Origin of the sequence: Capnocytophaga sp. oral taxon 864 (assembly GCF_002998835.1) — a bacterium.
Classification (GTDB): domain Bacteria; phylum Bacteroidota; class Bacteroidia; order Flavobacteriales; family Flavobacteriaceae; genus Capnocytophaga; species Capnocytophaga ochracea.
This window is the reverse complement of the sequence record NZ_CP027232.1, coordinates 918,249-940,636: the sequence shown is the minus strand read 5'-3', so window position 1 is coordinate 940,636 and position 22,388 is coordinate 918,249. Positions and strand designations below refer to the sequence as shown.

At 39.1% G+C, this 22,388-nt stretch carries 17 protein-coding genes; 6 read left to right on the top strand and 11 right to left on the bottom strand.

Annotated features, from left to right (window positions below):
• The first annotated feature begins 26 nt into the window (after positions 1-26).
• A complete protein-coding gene (locus C3V44_RS04245; protein WP_002671235.1) occupies positions 27-881 on the top strand; it encodes a hypothetical protein in 855 nt (284 codons plus the stop codon).
• A 57-nt stretch (positions 882-938) separates the two neighbouring features.
• Here the strand turns inward: C3V44_RS04245 and C3V44_RS04240 are convergent, their stop codons facing one another.
• A complete protein-coding gene (locus C3V44_RS04240) occupies positions 939-1,553 on the bottom strand; it encodes a deoxynucleoside kinase (RefSeq protein ID WP_002671237.1) in 615 nt (204 codons plus the stop codon).
• A 6-nt stretch (positions 1,554-1,559) separates the two neighbouring features.
• Positions 1,560-2,045: an Lrp/AsnC family transcriptional regulator gene (locus C3V44_RS04235; protein ID WP_106095648.1), complete on the bottom strand. Its 486-nt coding sequence runs from the start codon at positions 2,043-2,045 to the stop codon at positions 1,560-1,562.
• A gap of 673 nt (positions 2,046-2,718) precedes the next feature.
• Here C3V44_RS04235 and C3V44_RS04220 point away from each other — a divergent pair.
• From C3V44_RS04220 to C3V44_RS04205, 4 genes are all read left to right on the top strand, one after another.
• The gene (locus C3V44_RS04220; RefSeq protein ID WP_002671241.1) at positions 2,719-3,801 is read left to right on the top strand and encodes an AMP-binding protein; all 1,083 of its coding nucleotides are present in this window, start codon (positions 2,719-2,721) and stop codon (positions 3,799-3,801) included.
• Position 3,802: 1 nt separating this feature from the next.
• Positions 3,803-5,629 (top strand): ABC transporter ATP-binding protein, encoded by a 1,827-nt coding sequence (locus C3V44_RS04215; protein ID WP_106095646.1) that lies wholly within the window; start codon positions 3,803-3,805, stop codon positions 5,627-5,629.
• A 220-nt stretch (positions 5,630-5,849) separates the two neighbouring features.
• Positions 5,850-7,145 carry a tyrosine--tRNA ligase gene (gene tyrS / locus C3V44_RS04210; protein ID WP_106095645.1) on the top strand — a complete coding sequence of 432 codons (1,296 nt, stop codon included), beginning with the start codon at positions 5,850-5,852 and terminating at the stop codon, positions 7,143-7,145.
• Between the two features lie 86 nt (positions 7,146-7,231).
• Positions 7,232-8,401, top strand: a complete 1,170-nt coding sequence (locus C3V44_RS04205) for a WG repeat-containing protein (RefSeq protein WP_254425470.1) — start codon at positions 7,232-7,234, stop codon at positions 8,399-8,401.
• 102 nt (positions 8,402-8,503) lie between these two features.
• On the opposite strand, the gene C3V44_RS04200 is transcribed toward C3V44_RS04205, so the two are convergent.
• From C3V44_RS04200 to C3V44_RS04165, 9 genes are all read right to left on the bottom strand, one after another.
• Positions 8,504-9,109 carry a YigZ family protein gene (locus tag C3V44_RS04200; RefSeq protein WP_009410036.1) on the bottom strand — a complete coding sequence of 202 codons (606 nt, stop codon included), beginning with the start codon at positions 9,107-9,109 and terminating at the stop codon, positions 8,504-8,506.
• A 9-nt stretch (positions 9,110-9,118) separates the two neighbouring features.
• The gene (gene sprA / locus C3V44_RS04195; RefSeq protein ID WP_106095644.1) at positions 9,119-16,201 is read right to left on the bottom strand and encodes a cell surface protein SprA; all 7,083 of its coding nucleotides are present in this window, start codon (positions 16,199-16,201) and stop codon (positions 9,119-9,121) included.
• A 627-nt stretch (positions 16,202-16,828) separates the two neighbouring features.
• A complete protein-coding gene (cdd, locus tag C3V44_RS04190) occupies positions 16,829-17,311 on the bottom strand; it encodes a cytidine deaminase (RefSeq protein ID WP_002671252.1) in 483 nt (160 codons plus the stop codon).
• 68 nt (positions 17,312-17,379) lie between these two features.
• Positions 17,380-17,994 carry a DUF4230 domain-containing protein gene (locus C3V44_RS04185; protein WP_002671253.1) on the bottom strand — a complete coding sequence of 205 codons (615 nt, stop codon included), beginning with the start codon at positions 17,992-17,994 and terminating at the stop codon, positions 17,380-17,382.
• 264 nt (positions 17,995-18,258) lie between these two features.
• A complete protein-coding gene (crcB, locus tag C3V44_RS04180; RefSeq protein ID WP_034567851.1) occupies positions 18,259-18,633 on the bottom strand; it encodes a fluoride efflux transporter CrcB in 375 nt (124 codons plus the stop codon).
• 24 nt (positions 18,634-18,657) lie between these two features.
• Positions 18,658-18,798, bottom strand: coding sequence for a hypothetical protein (locus C3V44_RS12050; RefSeq protein WP_164996607.1), 141 nt, complete (start codon positions 18,796-18,798; stop codon positions 18,658-18,660).
• Positions 18,777-19,091, bottom strand: a complete 315-nt coding sequence (locus tag C3V44_RS04175; protein ID WP_016478860.1) for a hypothetical protein — start codon at positions 19,089-19,091, stop codon at positions 18,777-18,779. The genes C3V44_RS12050 and C3V44_RS04175 overlap by 22 nt, the downstream gene beginning before the upstream one ends.
• Before the next feature lie 14 nt (positions 19,092-19,105).
• On the bottom strand, positions 19,106-19,720 hold the full coding sequence (locus C3V44_RS04170) for an endonuclease III domain-containing protein (protein WP_106095643.1): 615 nt from the start codon (positions 19,718-19,720) through the stop codon (positions 19,106-19,108).
• A 301-nt stretch (positions 19,721-20,021) separates the two neighbouring features.
• Positions 20,022-20,999, bottom strand: a complete 978-nt coding sequence (locus C3V44_RS04165; RefSeq protein WP_106095642.1) for a hypothetical protein — start codon at positions 20,997-20,999, stop codon at positions 20,022-20,024.
• 118 nt (positions 21,000-21,117) lie between these two features.
• On the opposite strand from C3V44_RS04165, the gene C3V44_RS04160 reads away from it, so the two are divergent.
• Positions 21,118-22,356, top strand: coding sequence for a ketopantoate reductase family protein (locus C3V44_RS04160; RefSeq protein WP_106095641.1), 1,239 nt, complete (start codon positions 21,118-21,120; stop codon positions 22,354-22,356).
• Positions 22,357-22,388 lie beyond the last annotated feature (32 nt).

The window sequence follows — 22,388 nt, the reverse complement described above, 5'->3', positions numbered from 1 at the left end:
AAACAACTTAATAAAACCGAAACGATATGATTTTAATTGTAGACAGTGGAGCTACTAAGGCCGATTGGACAGCCTTAAATAGCAAAGGTGAAAAAATATTTTTTACTCAAACTTTAGGGTTAAATCCTGAAGTTCTTACAGAAGAAATTCTCGTAGAGCGTATTACCACCAATTATCAATTGTTTGAGAACAGAAATTCAGTATCAGAAGTTTATTTCTATGGTGCTGGTTGTGGTACTGAACGCATTCGTTACTTTGTAGAACGCAGTTTGGCAACTATCTTCAAAAACGCTAAAATAGATGTGAAAGAAGATACTTATGCAGCTGTGTTTGCCACTACAGCTCCCACCGATAAAGCTATCGTATGTATCTTAGGTACAGGTGCTAACTGCTCTTATTGGAATGGTAAAGAATTATACCAAGCAGTAGATTCATTAGGCTATATTTTGATGGACGAATCAAGTGGGAACTTTTATGGCAAGCGATTGATTATCGACTATTACTTTAAGAAAATGCCATCAGACCTTGTACAAAAATTTGAAAACCAATATGAATTGGGCTCAGATGTGATTAAAAATCATTTGTACAAGATGCCAAACCCTAACAGTTACTTGGCTACTTTTGCGAAATTCGTAGTAGAAAATAAGAATCACGAATATTGCCGTGAGATGGTGAGAAAAGGTATGCAACTATTTGTAGACCACTGGATTTCTCAGTATGAAGACCGTTACGAAGTGCCTATCAACTTTGTAGGTAGTATTGCTTTCTTCCTCCAAGATATTTTGGAAGAAATATTGACAGAAAACAATCTTAAATTGGGTACAGTGCTAAGAAAACCAATCGATGGTTTGGTTGCTTTCCACGTAAACAAATTCTTTTAATAACGAATAAAAGATAAAATAAAAAAGACACTCACTATTGTGGGTGTCTTTTTTATTTTAGAACAATCCGTAGAGGAGAGCATCTATTTTATTGATGATTTCACCTAAATCTTCAGGGTTGTTTACGAAATCAATATTATCTACTTCTATAATGAGTAGTTTCCCCTTGTCGTAACTTTTTATCCACTGTTCGTATCGCTGGTTGAGGCGGTTAAGATAGTCTATCGAGATTGTATTTTCGTAATCTCGACCGCGCTTTTGTATTTGGTTTACTAAGTTAGGTACTGAGCTTCTGAGGTAAATCAGTAGGTCTGGTGGGAGAACAAGGCGCTCCATCAGAGCGAATAGAGACTTGTAATTATCGAAATCACGAGAGCTCATCAGTCCCATTTCGTGTAAGTTAGGGGCAAAGATGTGAGCATCTTCGTAAATAGTGCGGTCTTGAATGATGTTATTCCCTTTCTCTCTAAAATCCAAAATCTGTCGGAAGCGACTGTTTAGAAAGTATATTTGTAAATTAAAACTCCAGCGCTCCATTTGGTGATAAAAATCATCTAAATAAGGGTTATCTACCACATCTTCGAAATGGGCTTCCCATTGGTAGTGTTTGGCTAATAGAGAGGTAAGGGTAGTTTTGCCAGCTCCTATATTTCCTGCAATTGCTATGTGCATTTTTAATTAGTTTTTTTCAGCTTCCTCACGTAGACATTTAATCATAGAGGTGTTCTTGATTTCTTGTATTACGAAAGAGCTTTGAATGTTAGAGATAATTTCTAATTTAGATATTTTGTGTACTACAAATCTCTGATAATCTTCCATATCGTTGAGCATAACTTTTAGCAGGAAGTCGTAGCCTCCTGCCATATACGAGGCTTCTAACACTTCATCTAAAGTGCTTATATATTTTTCGAACTCATTAAATAATTCGGCACTATGCTTAAGAAGTTTTACTTGACAATAAGCTACCAATTTTTTTCCGAGAGCTTTAGGATTGGCTACCGCTACATATCTTTGAATTATTCCTAGTGATTCTAATCGTTTGATACGTTCGTGAACTGGAGTGATTGATAGGCTTACTTTTTCGGATAATTTTTTAATAGATTGTTTGCTATCTTGTTGTAATTCATCTAAAAGTGCTAAATCAATACGGTCTAATGCATACATACTTTTATAAATTTATTGGGGGTAAAATTAGAAAATATTTTTGATATAGAAGGGGAAAAGACAAAATATTTTTTCTGTTTTTTTATAAAAGGCTCATAATCATTATTATTTTTAGATGAATAATTGGGTTGCAAAAGGCTAAAACTATAGAAATATTTTCTGAGTAAAGTATATTTTACAGAATAGGTTATTTTCAATAATAGTTTGTATTGTCTTTAAATTGATTATCAATTGAATCAGCTTTGCCAAAGTGTGTGTCGCAAAAAGGACACATTAGAGTTTTTGGAGAGACACAGAATCATCGAAGGGAAACGAAGAATATCAAAAGATGATTAGAGGGGTTTTTGATGAAAAAAGGGTGTAAGGAGGGTGGGGTTAGCTTATAGAGAGCTTATAGGAAGCTTATACGAATCTTGGACGATTGGTATAGAAAGGGTATATAAGTAGTTGATTTATACTGTAATATAGCAAGGTTAAAAGTGCTAAAAACGAGGTTTCGAGGCGAAAGTAATAGAAAGATAAAATGAGAATAGAGCGATGGTTTGGTAATTGCCGACAATCCCAATGAGGGCGAATTGTAACGATGAAAATATAAGATTTTACATTTAATTTTGCTCATTTCGTTTAATTATTGTAGCTTTGCCACTGCTATTAAAACAATATTACATTTAAGATGAACGAAATAGACTACAAATTTGTACATAAAGATTTTAGAATCAATGGATTTCCTATAGATAGAGAACGACTTATTATCTTGGCGGTAGCCTACGTGAAAGATGGTCTGCCTTACCGCAAATCGGTGGGGAGGTTTCTTTTGGATTGGCTTGACGACAGGGATTATATAGAAGCGACAACCTCAGGTTCTACCGGTATTCCTAAGCAAATTCACCTCAAGAAACAAGGGATGGTTAATTCGGCTTTGGCTACGGGTGAATACCTTAATCTTTCACCTAAGAATCGTGCTTTGTTGTGTTTGCCAGCTGACTTTATTGCAGGTAAGATGATGCTTATTCGTGCCATTATTTTAGGTTTACACCTTGATATCATTCGCCCTTCGTCTATGCCTTTATCGCTTACCAGTAAGGATTATGATTTTTGTGCAATGATACCTTTGCAAGCGGCGAAATCTCTTACTGATTTGCCTCGTGTGAAGAAGGTAATATTAGGAGGAGCTTCTATTGATGGAGAATTAGAGGCTAAATTGCAGAATATTCCCACAGAAGTGTATTCGTCTTACGGAATGACTGAAACCATTTCGCATATTGCGATGCGCAGGGTAAATCACACGATGGAGCACGAAACTACCTATAAAGCAATGCCTAATGTTACGTTTACCCAAGACGACCGCAATTGTTTGGTAATAAATGCACCTTTGATTGCCGACCACCCTGTGATTACTAATGATATTGTAAATCTCATATCGCATAGCGAATTTGAGTGGTTAGGGCGTTTTGACAATATTATCAATTCGGGAGGCTTTAAAGTCTTTCCAGAAAGTGTAGAGCACAAGATTAAGAAGTACATCAAAGGTGATTACTTTATTACTAAAGAACCTGATGATGAGTTAGGGCAACGTGCAGTGCTTTACGTACAGGGAGAGGAGAAGGATTACCCTACTTTGGCACACGATATTTATATGGATAAAGATATACTGAAATACGAAGTGCCTCGCCAAATCTATTTCGTTCCTAAGTTTGTGTATACCGATAATCAAAAGCTAAGAAGGGACGAAACGGTTAAGAAATACAAGAAATAAGATGAAACTCAAGAGATTTATCCCTTATATATTGCCTTATAAGAAACAGGCAATACTGAACATATTTTTCAATATTCTTTATTCACTCTTTAGTGCACTTTCGTTTGTGGCACTTATCCCGATGCTTGATGTACTTTTTGGCAAAGCGCAAACAGTAGCTGAAGCTCCTGTATATTCGGGTAATTTGTTGGATTTAGGGAGTTATGGTAAAGCCTACTTAAACTACAAAGTAGGAATCCTTGCGGGAGAAAATACTATTTGGGCTCTTGGAATAGTGATTGCTTTGGTAATTTCACTCTTCTTGCTGAAGAATATGTTTAGCTATTTAGCTTCTTTTTTCATCACTTACCTTCGCAATGGTGTATTACGCGATTTGCGTGATGCACTTTATAAAAAAGTTGTAAGCCAACCGATAGCATTTTTCTCAGAACAGCGTAAAGGCGATATTATGTCGCGTATGGTAGGTGATGTAAACGAAGTACAATACTCATTGCTCTCGGGATTGGAGGCTTTTGTGAGAGAACCTCTTACTATTCTTTTTTCTATTTTGGTTATGCTAGGTATTAGCGTGAAGCTCACGGTATTTACCTTTGTATTTATTCCTATTGCAGCGGCAGTAATTTCGAGGATAGGCAAATCACTAAAAAAGAATTCAATAGCTTTACAACAAGAGCAAGGACGATTTCTTTCGCTCATAGAAGAGACTATAGGCGGATTGCGCGTTATAAAGGCATTTAATGCTGAGGGTATTTTCTCTAAGAAATTTAAGGAATCTAGCAATACTTTTAACCGATTGAGCAATAAGGTAATGAACCGTCAGAACTTAGGGTCGCCAATGAGTGAGTTTCTCGGTATCCTGATGATTGCTATTTTGCTGTGGTTTGGAGGCTCGTTAGTGTTGGTAGATAAAACATTAGAGGGCACTCAATTCATTGCCTTTATGGGATTGGCGTACAATATTCTCACCCCCGCAAAGGCTATCAGTAAGGCATCATACGATATGCGAAAAGGGAATGCAGCAGCCGAACGTATTTTGGAAATTCTTGATTACGAGAATCCTATTAAAGAGTGTGAAAATCCTGTTGTAATTTCTGATTTTACCACTGCTGTAGCTCTGAAAGATATTACTTTTGCGTATGCTGAACTGCCAGTACTCAGTCATTTTTCTTTGGAAATACCTAAAGGAAAGACAATTGCCTTAGTAGGACAATCGGGGAGTGGCAAGAGCACTATTGCGAATCTTATTACTCGTTTTTACGATGTAAATCAGGGAGAGGTACTTATTGATGGGGTGAATGTAAAAGATATGCAAACTGCCTCCTTGCGAAAGCTCATAGGGATGGTATCGCAGGATTCTATTCTTTTTAATGATACGGTAAAGAACAATCTGCTGATAGGAAAGCCCGATGCTACTGATGAAGAACTAGTGACAGCGGCTAAGATAGCTAATGCTTATGAATTTATAAAAGACCTTCCCAAGGGTTTCGATACCAACATAGGCGATGCAGGTAGTAAACTGAGTGGCGGACAAAAACAACGTCTTAGTATTGCTCGTGCAGTGCTGAAAAATCCACCTATAATGGTACTCGATGAGGCAACTTCGGCACTTGATACTGAAAGCGAGCGTTTGGTACAGAATGCCTTAGAAAATATGATGAAGAACCGCACTTCGGTAGTGATTGCACATCGCCTTTCAACAATCCAAAATGCTGACCAAATAGTAGTAATGCAAAAAGGGCAAATAGTAGAGCAGGGTACCCATACTGAACTGATACAAAAGAACGGTATGTATAAAAAGTTAGTGGAAATGCAATCGTTTGAGCAATAAGCTTAGGGTATAGGAGTGAGCCACACAGGCAGGTGCGAGCCGCACAGGCAGATAAACAAAAGACGAACAAAGAACGAACAAAGAACGAACCTAAACCGAAGAAAAATCAACTACATACAGATATTTATACTTACTTATTTAGAACTTTAGCAAGAAGAAAAGAGTGTTTTTACTTTTTTCGTACCTTTGCACCCAAATAGATTATAAACGAACAAAACTAATGAAGAATTTTATAGAAGAATTGCGTTGGCGCGGTATGATTCAGGATATAATGCCTGAAACGGAACAACACCTTATGGAGGGCTTACGCGCCGCTTATGTGGGAATAGACCCTACTGCTGACTCACTGCATATTGGTCACTTGGTGGGTGTGATGATGTTGCGCCATTTTCAAAATTGCGGTCATAAACCTTATGCACTTGTAGGAGGTGCAACAGGTATGATAGGCGACCCTTCAGGTAAATCGGTAGAACGCAATTTGCTCACTGAAGAAGTATTAGTACACAATATAGCGGGTATCAAAAAGCAGTTAGCTAAGTTTCTCGACTTTGAAAGCACTGCGCCTAATCGTGCTGAACTCGTGAATAACTACGATTGGATGAAAGAGTTCTCATTCCTTTCATTCATTCGCGACATTGGTAAGCACATCACCGTAAACTATATGATGGCTAAGGATTCGGTAAAAAAACGTTTCGACCCCAATGAGAATACCGATGGGATGTCGTTTACTGAGTTCTCATACCAACTCTTGCAAGGTTATGACTTTTTGCATCTCTACCGTGAGAAAAACCTCACTTTGCAAATGGGCGGCTCTGACCAATGGGGAAACATTACCACTGGTACCGAGCTCATTCGCCGTATTGCTGGAGGAAAGGCGTATGCCCTTACTTGTCCGCTGATTACTAAAGCCGATGGTACTAAATTCGGTAAGAGTGAAGGCGGTAACGTATGGCTTGACCCTGAGAAAACTTCGCCTTATAAGTTCTTCCAATATTGGATTAATACTTCCGATGCCGATGCAGAACGTTATATTAAAATCTTTACAATGCTCAGCAAAGAGGAAATCAATACTCTCATCGCACAGCACACCGAGGCACCTCACTTGCGCATATTGCAAAACAAATTAGCTGAAGAACTCACCCTATTAGTACACGGACGCGAAGAGCTTGAGAAAGCTAAAAAAGCATCACAAATCCTCTTTGGTAACTTTACTTCTGCCGATTTACGCACTTTAGACGAGAAAACTTTCTTAGAAGTGTTTGACGGCGTACCTCAAGCCGAAGTAAGTGCCGCCGATATTACTGGTGGACTTGATATGATTGCCATTCTTTCAGCAAAAACGGGCTTCATTAGTTCTAACTCCGAAGCACGTCGTGCCTTGAAAGAGAACTCTATTTCCGTAAATAAAGAGAAAGTAGGTGAAGACTATCAAATAGGGGAAAAAGACCTTGTAGATGAGAAATTTATCTTATTACAACGCGGAAAGAAAAACTACTTTATAGTGAAGAAAGTGTAGCTCTCTATAATATTCAACTTTGTCAAGGGAGCGCGCCGTGCAGATAGAAAAACTTTGGCAAAGTTTTTAACTTCTAGTTCTTAACAATGAAACTCCTCTTACCCTTTATTTTATGTTTCTTACTTATCGCTTGTAAAACAGTAGATATGACGGTGCTAAATGATGTGCCCTTTTATGCTTTTTCTAAAGAAAAGGAAGGAGATAATGAACGTAAATTTCCTTTTGTACCTTTGGAATATCAACAGCAAAAGGCAGTAGTGAACAGCTTTCGGTTGCATTTTAAAAAAGATTCTTTGTTTGTAACTTACGACTCAATTGCTAATGACTCAACTATTCCTGTAGTAAGAGGCTTTAAAGGTAAGCAAAAACGGCGCTTTTGGCGCTATTATGCTGCTCGTGAAATAGAACCTTATTTTCCTATTTATATGAGGATTTATATTCACCGGTTGCGTTTGCGCCCTACTGAAGAAGGAAATTTGAGAGTGGATACTTATGTAGATAATGAGGGGGTTGTATTAGTTATATTAGGAACAGGTTATTCCTATAAACTGAAGCATATTTATAAGCGTATCAATGATGAAGAGCTGATGATTCCTTTTTTTGAAAATGGTAAATATGGTATCAACAAGGGAGGAAAATTGTTCATACCTGCTCAATATGATTATATCAGTGCCTATACCGATGGTTTCTTTATCGTAGAACAAGGAGGCAAGTGGGGAACGATTGATAAAAATGGTCAGATGATCATTCCTTTAGAATACGATGCTTTGCAGTATGATAAATCAGTAGACAGTCACCCTTTGTTTATAGCACAAAAAGAAAGATGCTACGGGTTTTTAGAACCTTCAGGAGTACCTATCTTACCTCTTATTTATAGTTATATTGAAAAACGATGTAGTGGAAAAAGTTATAATTTAGGGATAGGTGATAAAGTAGGCTATTTTACCTATGATATTAACTCTTCGTCAAAAAAGCCTTATTTATTTATTCCTGCTGTATACAGCAAAATAGAAATGCGTACCCTCTATTGGGATTATATATTAGTGTACGAAGGACTTACGCCTTTGTTCATAGACCACAAAGGTAATGAATACAACTTACAGACAGTTCATCTGAGTAAGTGGGAAGCTTTTATGGGAGGAGAGTCAGAGCAGGAATGTATAGTAAAGATTGATAATAGTTTTTATAAACCCAACTTAGAGACCAAGCGCCCTGCAATGCGCTCTGAAAACCCTATACTTGTATTAGAAAAATGAAAACTCTGATTTCTTTCTTGTTATTCTTAAAGAGGAAATACAAATAGGCAATCAATATTACCATCCTCATATAGAAAGTAAGCACCCAAGAAAAGAAACACCCTAATCTTCTTCTATTATATGTACCCCAAAGAGATTACTAAAAATCTCTTTTACTTTTATAAAATCACTTTGTCGTACGGCTAAATGTAGCACACAGTTTTCAGTGAGCAGTTGATGACTGATAGTGAGGTTTTGCTCTTTTACTACCCGCATTACTTTGTTCATCAGTGGATATTCAAAACTGATGATGAGTTCCTCGGTAATGCGCTTTTCTACAATTTCTACTTCTTGCAAGGTGAGTTGAGCAGTAGTTTTGTAAGCCTGCACCAATCCGCCTACCCCTAATTTAATCCCTCCGAAATAGCGCACTATTACCACCAGTACGTTAGTAAGCTCAAATGACTGTATTTGTCCATAAATAGGAATCCCTGCTGTATTGTTAGGTTCACCGTCGTCGTTAGTGCGATAACGCTGGGTAGTGCCATATCCCAACTGCCACGCATAACACCAATGCCGTGCCGAGAAATGTTCTTTCTTCACAGCTTCGAGATGCACCTTTATCTCCTCTTCAGAAGTAATTGGGAAAGCATAGCCTAAAAACTTACTGCTTTTCTTCTTAAAAATCACCTCTTCTACCGAGGTAGCTATGGTTTTGTAGGTATCCAAATTAGCTAATTATTGAAAGGTATATTTCACTGAAAGTCCTGTGCGAATAGTCGTCATTGGGAAGGCAGTTGAGATAGCTGATTTAGAGAAATTGTATTGGAAATAATACGATGCCAAAAGGTTACGAGTAAGAGCATATTCGGCAGTGAGGTTACCCAACCACGAGGTTTGTCCTGCCGTTACTTGGTTGTTGAATATTTCCATATTGCGTATTACCGTAAACTCATTGAGGTAGGAAAGAGTGCCTTTCAGTACCAAATCGCTCTTTAAGGTAGTGAGATTACCATTTACTCGGGTAACGAAACGCAAATCTTTAAATCGGTATCCTACCCCGAATTTGTATTCGCGTTTGAGAATCTCAGTCAGGTAATCATTGTCCAAACTGATAGAAATAGTACGGTCTCGGTTGAATTCTGCCAAGAAGCTCATAGAGTTTTTGAATTCCATATCTGCCCTAATAAGCGGATTGAACTGCTCAGCGAGAGTAACAGTAGAATAGAGTTTCTCATTGAGAAAATCGCCTGCTACGTTCGTTTTATTAGGGTTAGCTGGTTCATATTCTAAGTTAGTGCGGAACTCACTAAGCGAGTAACTGGCACGATAACCGTGTGCCAATGAGAAACGACGGAAAGTATTCTTGATAAACTCTACGCGCATTAGTCCGGTATAGCGTATATTCCACTCAGGGATAGGAATATTCTTGAAAGCATCAAGCGATACGCCACTGGCACTACTTCCTGAATAGGCTGCAAAGAAAGCAGGTATCATCACTGCTTGGCTCTTTTTGCTATAACCTATAGGGTAACCTTCTGCATCTACGCTGGCTGGATTCAAACCGCGCGCCTCAGCCAAACGACGTGCTACGGTAAGTCGGTTTTCTTTGAAACGTTCAAAGGCTTCCGACTTGTATTCATCAATCTTATTAAAGGTAGTAGCTATCAAGTTGGTAGAAATATTAAATCTACCCACTTGGTTGCCTACTAATGGATTATAAACAAAGTTGCGCACTTCAAAGGTTTCAGTATAGTTCTCGGTATACTGACGATTAGCTTTTAAATTGATTTGCAAATCAGGGATAGGTTGCAAGTTAGCCGTAAGCAACAGCTGTTTCTCTTGTGATTTGATGTATTGGTCGTTGAAATCAGGGAATTCAGTAAGGTAACCGCGTTTTGCCATCTCATAACGTAAGTCAGTTTGGTCACCAAACATAAAGCCTGCCGATGGTTTAAAGGTGCCTAAGAAGCCTACTTGTTGCGTATATCCTGGTATGGTGCGAGCATTGGTAACTGAGTAGTTCACTCCTACTGTTTTGAGCATTGTCAAGAAAGTTTTAGCTACACTGGCTTTTTCTCCTCTTGGAGTAGCTTTTACGCCTAAGTAACGATACAGCTGGTCGAAAGTAAGGTTTGCTGTAAAGTTATGCGTATTGCCGTTTTGCAAGGTGTTTACTTCTTGGCGTGCCAACTGTAAGAGAGTTTGTGAACCGCGCTGATAGTCGAAATCACCAGAATAAGTATAGTTAGCTTTCATAAATTCAAAGAAAGGAAACTTACTAAAAGGCAAATCGTAGTTCACTTGGAACTTCGAGAAGAAGTGGTCTGGAGTTCCTAAATCCCAGAAATCTGACCAAAGTGATACTTCTTTATTAATGCCTGATATATCCCCATTGCCATCGTACACATAGTAGTTGCGAATGATACTGTTATTAGTAGCATTGAAGTTCAATCGCAATGATTTAGTCAAATTGTAGTTGATAGCGTATTGGTGATTCATCTGGTAATTGCGCTGTTGTAGCTCAGGGAGTGCTTTTTGCTGATTTGCATTCACACCATCAAAATGTACATCGCGGAACAATTGCTTAGTAAAAGAACGATTGATATCAGTAGTGAACATAATGCTGGTAGGCAGAATGTTCAAGTTTACATCTGCTAACCATTGCCAATAGCGCTTATTAGCAAACTTACTACTTTTCTTGAAAGGCTCTACGGCAGTAGGTTTGAAAGTATAGTTGTACATAAAGCCTGCGCGCACTTGTTGTTCATCTTCGTAACGCAACTCGTAATCGCGGTGGTTCTTCTCGTTGTAAGCATAGTTAAAAGTAAAGTTCTCTATGTTGTAAATACGGTTTTTCTGTCCTTCGCCTAAGTTTTTCTTCACCCCGATGAGGTTAATACCGCGTCTTAGTGTATAATCTTCTGCTTGTTCTTTAATAATTTCTCGCTCGCGTGCGTTTTGTGCTACGTCCAATCGGTCTTCTAATTTGATGTCTTGATATACGGGGTCGTACTCTGGGGTCGAGAGTTTCTGCGAGTGATTCAAGCCTACCGGTATTTGCATATTCCACTTAGGAGGGAGCAGTTTCCCCGCATTGATGTTCATCATTACATCGTATTCGCGGGTACTTTCTAAGGCGCGCTGATTAGGAGCTTGGTCTACCGCTCCAAAACCTACGGTATGCATACGTCCTGTAGCCGAGATGTTCATTAGTTCAGAGGCATTCGCATCAAGAGAGCCTACGGCTGCCCAACCGCCGTGGTTTTCCAATTCGGCTACACGCAATTCGTTGAACCAATATTCCCCACTCAGTCCATTACTGCCCGATACGTTTTTCACCCCTATCATTACGGCTCTTACACTACCGAGCGACGGATTCCCTTTGATTACATAACGGTTTTGTCCCGCTACGTGTGGCGCACTCTCAGGTACTACATTGAAGTTTGCATCGTAGTATACCGCATCACTCATTGTTTGGTTGCGTATGCTTATAGCTTTTAACTTGGTGAGCACGTCCATTGGGATAACCAATTGGTTGTTTTGTGGCCATATCAGTTGCTCTGTCGAAGCACCCGCAGGCGTTACCTGTAAGGGTACTTCCACTTGGTAATAGTTGTCGTTAAAGTCAGTACCTACCCGCAAGAAAGCCACTGCCTGATTATCGCTCAGCGGTTTGTTCTTATAGGCTTCAGCGTGTACAAACATCTTGATATACTTGTATTGTCGAAGGTCAAAGCGCATTGCCTTGTATACCGCCCTACTATCGTTGTTTTCAAGGTTATCCACTATGTAAGATAAAGCCTGCTCGTTTTGTTCTACCAAGGTGTTGTTGGTATTAATACGCTCACGGCGTACCCCTGGTGGCATACGGTAAGGAATAGGCTGACGGGTTTCGTTCTCAATTAAGTTTACTGAATTGATTTCTACTTTGGTGCCGTCATCACTTGGGTCGTCCTTATCAGTGCTGAGGGTGTAGTTGTAATAACGCCAATCACCGCGAATAAGGTCAAGTGTACCAAAGCGTAATAGCATTTCTTGAGGGAAGCCTGTAAGGTACATACGCATATGGGTCATCGAGTTGATGATATCCATCTTGTCGTTGTTGTTCAATGGGTATTGGAACCCTTCTCGCCACATCTCACCGCTGGCAATCGGTATTTTAAACTGTATCCAGCGGGCACTTACTTGTTGCCCGTTAGGTGCTTCTACCGATACCACGCGAATATCATTCACATAAGGGTCAGCAGTGGTAATATTAGGTTTAATACGCACTCTGTATTCAAGGTAGTTGTTGGCGGTGTTCATCGTATAATCACCGTTGATATCTTCATAATCAGGAATTGTGGTCGAACCTCTGTTCGTATTAGTCACTGCCACAGGCGAGTTTCCTTGCGTACCATTGTAGTTGTAATAACGGTTTAAGATACCACCACTACGCGCCAAAAAGTATTCGTAGTTATCCATCGCAGGGTCGTTAGGTGAGGTAGCTACGTTATTGTTGTATATTCTCGATTCTTCGGCGTCGTTGAGTCCATCTAATCCTATATCTTGCAGAGCACGGTTAGATGAGTTGTCATCAAAAGCATATATCAGCGATTGTGCCGCAGGTACTTTACCCCAAGAAGAGGTATTAACACTTGAGGTAGAAGAAAGTCCTGGTAAGCCGTTTTCATACTGTTTCCTACCGTCTTTAAGTACGTCTTCTGATATATTTCCCAAGTTGAACACCAATTCTCCATCACCACTGTATTCACCTGAATAATAAGGATCCATTACCCAGAACTGCAAGAACTCTATGTTACTTTCTTGAAAATCCGAATAGCTCATACCGCGCATAATCCCTGCCCATTTGTCGTTTTTAGTACGAGAAGTAAAACTTGGGTCGTTGTTATAAGGACCTTTTACATTAGGGTAATAAGCTAAGTCTAAGGTAGTTTGTACTAACGATTGTCCTTGGGCTAATTGCTGTTGTGGGAAGATTTCTTCTATAAAAATACGACGCGTACTATTCTTAGAGATTTCGCTACTACTTATCTCCGAAGGCTTTTGGTTTGAATAGAACACAGGGTCTATGGTATACCACGACAGTTTGGCACGCCCATAACCATTGCGTAAGTTATTGGGGTCATCAGGCCCATTACCGTATAGGGTGCGTGAAGCTGTACCACTGCCTTGTCCAAATTCCAAAGGCGTGCTCGCCAATTTCCACGCAAGAGGCGAACGCATATCAATAGTGGCTTGCGCTGCCTCAAAGTCGTCTAAGTACACGGTAGTTTCTCCGTCAAAATCATCTGCCTTAGGGGTACCGGCTCTTAGGTAAGCAAATTCACCTCGTATAGATAGATTCGACGGCGCATCGCTCTTAATCGTAGGAATACGGTTTACCCAGCGAGTTAGGAAAGGTAGCTCAGTAGAGTAAGTTCCTCCAAAACCGAAGATAGTATTGTTTACGGCTTCTTGCCCGTAGCTGGTCTTTTGGGTATAAGGTCGTTCGCGTAGGTTCACGATAGAACCTCCAATGATAAACTTATCGTTGAATTTGTGTTCTACATTCACGCCCATAAAGCGGGTGGTTTGCCCTCCAAAAATCAGATTGTTCTCTACTGAAACCTGTATAGGCAAGTTGCTCGCTTCAAGACTCGGATTGATAATCTCCACAATTCCTGATTGATAGTCTACTAAATAGTCTAATCCTTCAACCAGTATACGCCCACCGGCTGTTACCGTTACTGAACCACGAGGTATGTTGAAGGCTCCTAAGGATATACCTCTTCTACCCGATGACTTATAGCGTCCTTTCATTTGGAACTTATTCTTATCACCGTCCATCTGGGCTTGGGTTTTCGTATTTTTGTATAGTGAAGTATAAACGTATTTTCGTTGGTTGTCATTATAAGTTGCAGGGTCGTCGTAATTTGCACCACCACCTAAGGTGTTGTAGAGGTATTCACCAAAAGGCTCTACTTTGGTAAAGAATATTTTTCCGTATTGTTCGTCTACGGTAATGCCCGGAACAAAATCAAAGAACCCGTCACCACCTGGCTGAGGGTCGTTGTATTTGTTGAGGCGGTCGAAGTTGAAGAGATTTAACAAAATGCGGTCTTCCAATCCTGTAGGCCAACCGTTATTGTTTACTTTTTCGATATAGTTAATAGGGGAGGGGTTGGAGTAGAAGATATTCATACGGAAATCTTCTGGTGAAAGCTGTGCTGAACCTACTGAATACACGTTCTTCATCATCAAATCCCAAATAGGGTCTTTCACATTCAGGCGGTTACTTTTAAGCATCTTCAACACCAAAAGGTTGTTGGTAATCGCATTGTTACCACCTCCGTAAAACTGATTGGTAGTTGCCGAGATACCGTCGTTGGCAAACTCACCCACTTGATACACTTGGCTACCGTAGGTATATTGATAAGCTACCGCCAATACCTCATCGCTACTAAGGGCTGTGTTCAGCGATATATAACCGAGTTTGGTATCTACTTTATAGTCCACTCCCTCTTCAAGTTTACGAGCGTTCTCTATAACGGCGTAGTCGTAACCCTGACTTACGTAGGAGCTGTTCGTGCCAAAACCTTGTTGTACCGTAGCCACATCGCGAATAGCGCTGGTAAGTACCGAATTTGGTGTGCCCAAACGTGTAGGGTCGTATTTGTTAGCCCCATTGGCAGGCATATTATTGGTGGTAGCATTAAAGAAGCTGGCTCCTGCTTTATTTCCCAAACGTGTATTCTCCATTTTGGGTTCACCTAAGTCTTGTACAGCCAAGATATTGCGGATATTCCCCATACGGCTATTGCGGTTGGTTACCCACACCTCCAAACGGGTAATTTGCACTTTACTATTGATAAATGGGTAGTTTTCTAAAGCGCGGTCGTAGTTATCACGGAAGAACTGTGCGAGGAAGTAGTTGCGGTTTTCGTCGTAGTCAAGAGCCGAAAATTCAAACTCTGTAATAGTGCCACTGCCTTGGGCACTTACGGTCTTTCGCTCCGATTTCTGTTCAGAGAAAACACCCGTGATAGTAGTACGCCCAAATTTAAGTTCTGTCTTCACCCCGAAAAGGCTCTGCGAACCTGTGATGAGTGAGTTAGACATCGGCATTGAGATATTACCCAATTCTATTTTTTGTACGATATCGTCTTCATCAGGGGTATATTCTAATTTAAATACATTTTGGAAATCAAAGGAGGCTTGTGTGTCGTATTGAGCGTTAAGTGTTAGGCGTGTACCTATCTTACCGGTAAGCCCTAAGCTGATGCGCTGTTCAAAATCTAAGCCCCACGAACTGCGGTAACGCGGACTCACTACGGGGTTGTCGTTGCGCGTATAGCGTACGCCTAAATCTACCCCTACACTTCCCTGCGGAATCAGTTCTATATTGCGCCCCCCGAACACGCTTTCAAAAAAGTCAGAATTTACGTATAATTCGGGCAAGAGGTCGCGTTGCGTTTTTTTCTTATCGGCAGTATTGCTTTGGGTATCGCCTATGGCGTCCAATTTAGTTCGGTAGTATTCCTTCATACGCTCACGCAACACCAAGTTTTCATATTGTTGTACCGTGAGAAACATAGGGGTAGAAAGGTCGTAATTTCCTAATTTCTCAGTGTATACATAGCGGTCGAGCGTCGGGTTATAGGTATACTGATGCACAATGCTTTTAGGTTGCTCTAACCCTATACGCCCAATGCCATTCCGCACAGTCGTCTCAGTTTGAGTACTCGTAGCGGTTTGGGTCGTAGGGGTTACTTGTGCTTGAACACTGAATCCTGCTAAAAGTAGTAGAAATAAGGTTAAACGTTGCTTTACTGACATCTTATAAGAAATAATTAAACACCTATAAACCAAATTATTGCTATAACGTTATAACCTCTTTTTTGGCAGATAGGTACATTATGAGATAATGTAATTTGGTGCAAAAATATAAAATAAAGTATAATTAGCAAAGGATATCACTTTTTTTCTACACCAAATGTGTAAATTATTTTTTTAAATATACTTCACCTTCACCCTATCTTATCATTATCCTACCTTCGCCTTTTAAACGGATAACCACCCCAGTTGAAATCACCTTCCTCCTCCTAACTCGCTCTTCACTTTCGTTTTTCCCCTCTTTACTCTTCGTTTAATTAACATTTTTTAACTTTTTAATATCTGCTCTTACCCTCTCATTATTAACTACTTATATACCCTTTCTATACCAATCGTCCAAGATTCGTATAAGCTTCCTATAAGCTTTCTATAAGCTAACTATACCATAACCCTATCTTCGATATCTTCCGTGTATATCCGAAATACTCCGATAATGCACTTTTGTAAATCCCTCTCTTTTGCAAAAAATAAGGCAATGGTTTTTCATACCATTGCCTTATAGCAGTTACTCTTTATATTTCTTTTTTACGTTTATCTATTAACTCTCACCTGCCCTTGTAGCTCGCACTTTTACATCAAACTACCGTCAAAGAGGAAAGGTAGTAAATCTTTGATAGAAGCTGTTCTGATGATATTCCCTTCTGCTCCCATAAAATAAACAGGTATTAGCTTTTTCTGCTTAGTCTCGTATTCTGAAAGTGATTGCCTACACGCTCCACACGGAGAAACAGGGTAACAAGTAGGGTCTTCGGCAGTGCCCGAAATAGCAATCATCTCTATTTCTTCATCAGGACATTGGGTAGAAGCCTGATAAATAGCCACTCTTTCAGCACACAACCCCGACGGATAAGCAGCATTCTCTTGATTAGAACCTATGAAAATTTGTCCGTTTTTAAGACGAACCGCCGCTCCTACCTTAAATTTGGAGTAAGGAGCATAAGCATTTTCTCTAGCCATAATCGCTTGTTGCATTAGTTCTTGTGCTTTTTTTGGCAGGTCAGTAACCCCCTCAAAAACGCTATATTTAATATTTAATTGTTTTTCCGTTTTCATAAGTGAATATTCAATATTTGATTTATGGGGCAAATATACAGAAAATAATCAAAACTAATACACTTTTGTTATGGTTTCAGCATTTTAAAATCTTCTCTACTCTCAATAGGCGTATTTTGGTACTCTAACGTCCAGCCCACAGCTCGGGTAGCAAAAATAAGATTAGAAAGTTCGGTAAGCAATCGATTTTCGGCATTGCTCCTTAGGGTTGAAGCATTCACTTTGCGTTCCAACTCGGCTTTTACCTTCTTTTGTATCTTCTCTACATCGGTAGGAGTAAAAGGGTTCACCTGACTCTGGCTCACGTCGTAATATTTCATCGTTGGGTATATCTTTACCTCTGCCTCTGGCAGTGATTTAATGATGACTTTCTTTTGCTCTTCGTTTACCTCATAGCTGATTTTGTGCAGGTCGTAAGCTACCGTTACATCAGCATTTACTACTGTAAGGATTTTCTTATCAAACGAAAGCAAATCCATAAAGTACTTTTGAGTATCGGTATACGAGAGTACTTCTGCAAAATGTCCTTCAGTAACAACCAACTTGCTTACGTTGGCTATTTGCGTTTGTATCAGAGCCGTATCAGCCTCCAATCTCTCTTTGTCTTCTTTCTTATCAGTAAAATACTTTATTAATAGCAAGGCTACTACAGCCACAGCTACTCCTAACAAAAATTTCTTCATTGTTGTATATATTTTTTAATGTAAAAATTTTTAATTTACAGTCTATCAGAATTGGTTTGCAAATTTTGCGTCGCTACACTTTGCCAAAGTTTTGCTTGTGCGGCTCGCACCTTTGGCAAAGTTGATACACTGATAATCAGTCTCTTTTTCAGTATATTGTAGGGGCGACTTGCAAATCGCCCTCTAAGAACAAGCCTATTGAGTTGCAATCTATTTTTGTTTGACTATAAAAAAACAGCTATTGCTAGCTTAATCTATTACCTTTTACCTGTTGCCTATAATGTATCCCAAAAAGCACGCCAAAATTCCTAATCCTACACTTCCTACTACATAAAAAGTAGCTTTTAGTAGTTCATTTTGCTGAAATAATTGCAGTACTTCCAATGAAAAAGTAGAAAACGTGGTGAAGCCTCCCAAAACGCCTGTCATTAGTAATAAAACTAAATAGCTATCTACTTCTTTATTCTTGAAATAACCGTAGAGTATTCCTATCAAGAAACACCCCAATATATTTACCATAAAAATACTTATGGGGAAGGACAATATTTTACCCCATCTGCTCAATCCTACTGAAAGCACATAACGAAAAACTCCGCCCATAAAGCTCCCAAGTCCTACTATTAAAACTGATTTTATCATACTTACAATTGTTTGGTAATACTGTTAGATTTGTTTATCGCCTGCCCAACTCACAAAAACCGTCATTAAATGAGTTTCGAGGGCTTCGCAATAGCCTACAAAGATGAAATCTTCTTTTGATAGTTCGCTGTGATGTTGTTTGTTTACTTGTAATAATAATACCAATTTCCGTTCCACTCCTTGTCGCAATCTTCCTGAGAGGCAAAAGTACAATCTTTTATACCTTCCTCAGGGTATTGTTGATCACGCAATAGTTTTTGGTGATAGTCGTTTATCTTTTGCAGTAAGCCAGTTTCCTTTGCTTTGCTCAGTTCCTCTTCTGTTTTAAAGATGTAAGACACAAAGTAATCTTGCGGGGCTATATAAGCTCCGAAATCCACAGAAGCGTATAATTCTTGAAAAGTTGCCTTTACCTCTTCTTGTGTTTGGGCAATGATATTTTTCCATATTTTGCTCATAATTTTTTTATTTATTATTCTAATAACCATTGTTCATCGGTAAAACCTTTGCGGTAAGCCTTGCCGTGTACATCAATCACAGCGTGCCATTCTTGGCAGGTTTCTAAGGGAATTTCAGTCACTAAGGGCATACATTCTTCACGTAGGGCTTTATAGGTTTGTGCGGTAGAAAGGTTCAGGCGGTTCAAAAGTCGTATAGCATACTGGTCAGCTATGAACACCTTTCGCTCAAAGATGTACAACAACATTGCATCGGCAGTTTCTTCGCCCACACCTTTGATAGAGAGCAATTCTTTGCGAAGCTCCTCAGTAGGGATAGCTTCAAACTTTTGTAAGGAAGCTCCGTGCGACACATACCATTCCATCAGGGCTTTGATGTAAGTGCTTTTTTGCTTGTAGAAGCCTGCCGGACGTATATATTCCTGTAAAGTGTTCAGTTCCATAGCGTGTAAAGCCTCTACTGATAAGTTACCCTCTAAGTTAGCAAGGGCTTTTTCGGTATTCTGTTGGGTAGTTTGCTGAATGAGAATCATCGAAATCCAATCAGTGATGCGATTGGGGTCATTCCACCAATATTGCTTGCCGTAATGGGCTAATAATTTATTGAAAACTTTGATTTTTTGAGACATAAAATGCCTAAGGTGTTTTTATAAGTTAATGTCAATTCGATATATATAATACTGATTTACAGTTGCATTTATATTGTAATCTGTGAAATCCAGCAACGCAGTTGCCAATTCGTGCCCATCACATTTGTCAATTATCAATTGTCAATTGAAAGACTATCCGTGCAATCCGTGTAATCTGTGTGTAGTCTGCGAGCTGGCATAGCAGAGTATGTGTCTGAAGGCAACTTGTTGCCTATTTGTTTGATTTTTTTAAGATTTGTAAGATTTCTGTAGCGTAAGCTACACTTTTCTTACGTCGAACTCACGTTAAGTTATTGTAATTAAACAAGGATATTTCTTTTAAACCTCTATCGAAAAAAGAGGTCAAGCAAAGGTTACCTGTGATATTTTGGAGTTTGTGTTTTGTCATTCCTTTAGGTAAGAAAATATTGCCATATTCGCGTGTGGTGAGCGAAAAGACTTTTTGATTGCCCTTCCATTCATCGGTTTTAAAAACAGGTGTTAGTATCACATATTCTGAGTCCGTGAAACAGCCATTAACACCGCGTTTTTTATAATCGGTATGCAAATTGTCCGATTCAATAATTTTCTCGATGACCTTCCCTTCGGCAGAGATTTGTGCGAGCGCATAATAATCCATTCCCCATTTATTGACCGATGAAGCGCTTTCACCCGGAATGAAGGCGTAGATTTTTTTATCCGATATTTTAAGACTGTCTATTTTTGGGGTGTCGGTGGTTCTGTTGTCACGATGTGTAAATGCTTTTTTATCTATGTAAGAAAAGGATTTCCATTTGGCAGTTTTGGCTGTATCATCAAATTCTAAAAGGGCAAAACATCTTGCATTGCCGTAATAAACTTCATTTTCAAAGCAAACGGGAATTATTTGGCTATCGGATATATTTTGAAAATACCGCTGTTCAGCTTTCTCTGGTACAATGTTATACCTGAGTAATGATTTATTTTTTATCGGAATGAGTGCTGGAGACGAATGCATATCTGAGTAATACCGCACTTCTTTTGCCGAGATGATGATGCCAAACCCTTCTTTATATCTGAAAAGCACAGGATAATCTCTGTTGGATGTTGGGCTATATTCAATAGGAATCTTTTTGACGCCTTCGGTTGAAAGGACAAGGGCGTAATATTTATGCCAATCGGTATGATCGGAAGTTAAAATTACAGCAGTGCCATTGGGTAGTAAAATCGAAGCATAAACAAATGAGAATTCATTGTCAAATTCCCATTTTCTCAAAAGTGTTAGTTTAAAATCGCTCATATCCTTTTCTTTTTTTGCTGACTGTTTACTCGGCAAAGGTAGTAAATAATTTGCTAATTAGCTAATTAGCAAATTGACTAATTATTATTATCTTTGTGCCTTAAAAAAACATATTATTATGGAATTGCAAGTAGGAAAGAGCTATCGGGTGAAAAATGATATTTTCAACTTTAAATCGGGTGAAGTTTGGTCGTTAGTAAGAGAAGGATACCAAGCTTACTATGGCGAACACAATTTTGTATTCGTTAATTCCGAGAAAAATTGTCAGTTTATGGTATTACGAGATACTTCCGATGAAGATATGGAAATAGGATGCCATTTGGATAGGTATTTTGAGGAAATTGAAGGGTATAATAATAATAATTTTATATCTTTGTCCTTAGATAAAAAAGACACTATGAAAATCTTAGTAATAGGCATAGGCGTTATAGGTTCTATTTACGGCTATGTATTTTCTAAAGCAGGACACACGGTAGCACATTATCTTAGAAAAGACAGTAAAAAGAATAACATACACACTTTAAACGTTCATATCTTGGACGGACGTGGACACAAGAAAGGACTTTCGTATACCGATAGCTATTCTATTGAGCACGCCACAGAAAAGGAGTATGATTTTATCTTCATTGCGGTACCTTCTGGAAAATTGGCAAGTGTAATAGAAGAACTCAATAGAGAGCATATTACAGGAACACTGCTCATTGCTTGTGGTATTTGGGAAGATAAGAATTATCTGGAAAAACTCTTAGGTAATCGTCCTTATGTATTGGGTTATCCCGTAGCAGGAGGCAACTTAGAAGGTGAGACCCTCAATGCTTGTCTATTTGACCATTTTATGCTGGAGAGCAAAGCAAAAACTACTATTGATAATTATGACGATTTAGTAAAGCTATTTAGCGACTGCCACATAGCCTTAGAACACCCTTACGATATGCTCGAATGGATATGGTTGCATCTGGCTATTAATGCAGGAGTTATTTCGGTAGCAAGTACTACAATGGAAAATTATAGCAATAATGCACAAACTACTGAGGCAGCCGAGAAGCTAATACAGTCTGCCAAACTACTGAAGCAAGCCGTAAAATCGGTACGTGAAACGGTGAAGATAGTAGCCTCACGAGGAGTGGTACTAAAACACTACAACAACGAGTTACTACCTTACAAATTGCCTACTTTCCTTTCAGCACCTTTGATGAAAAGAATGTTTGCCAACAATATCCTTACCCCAAAAATAATGACTCTCCACAACAACCTCCCCGACTTATTATATGTATGCAAGTGCGTGTATGAAGAAGGTAAGAAAAAAGGTATAGAAGCACCTTTGTTCTATAAAAATTGCAGCAAGTTACCAATGTAATGGAAATACCTAAGGTCTAGTATAACATAAAA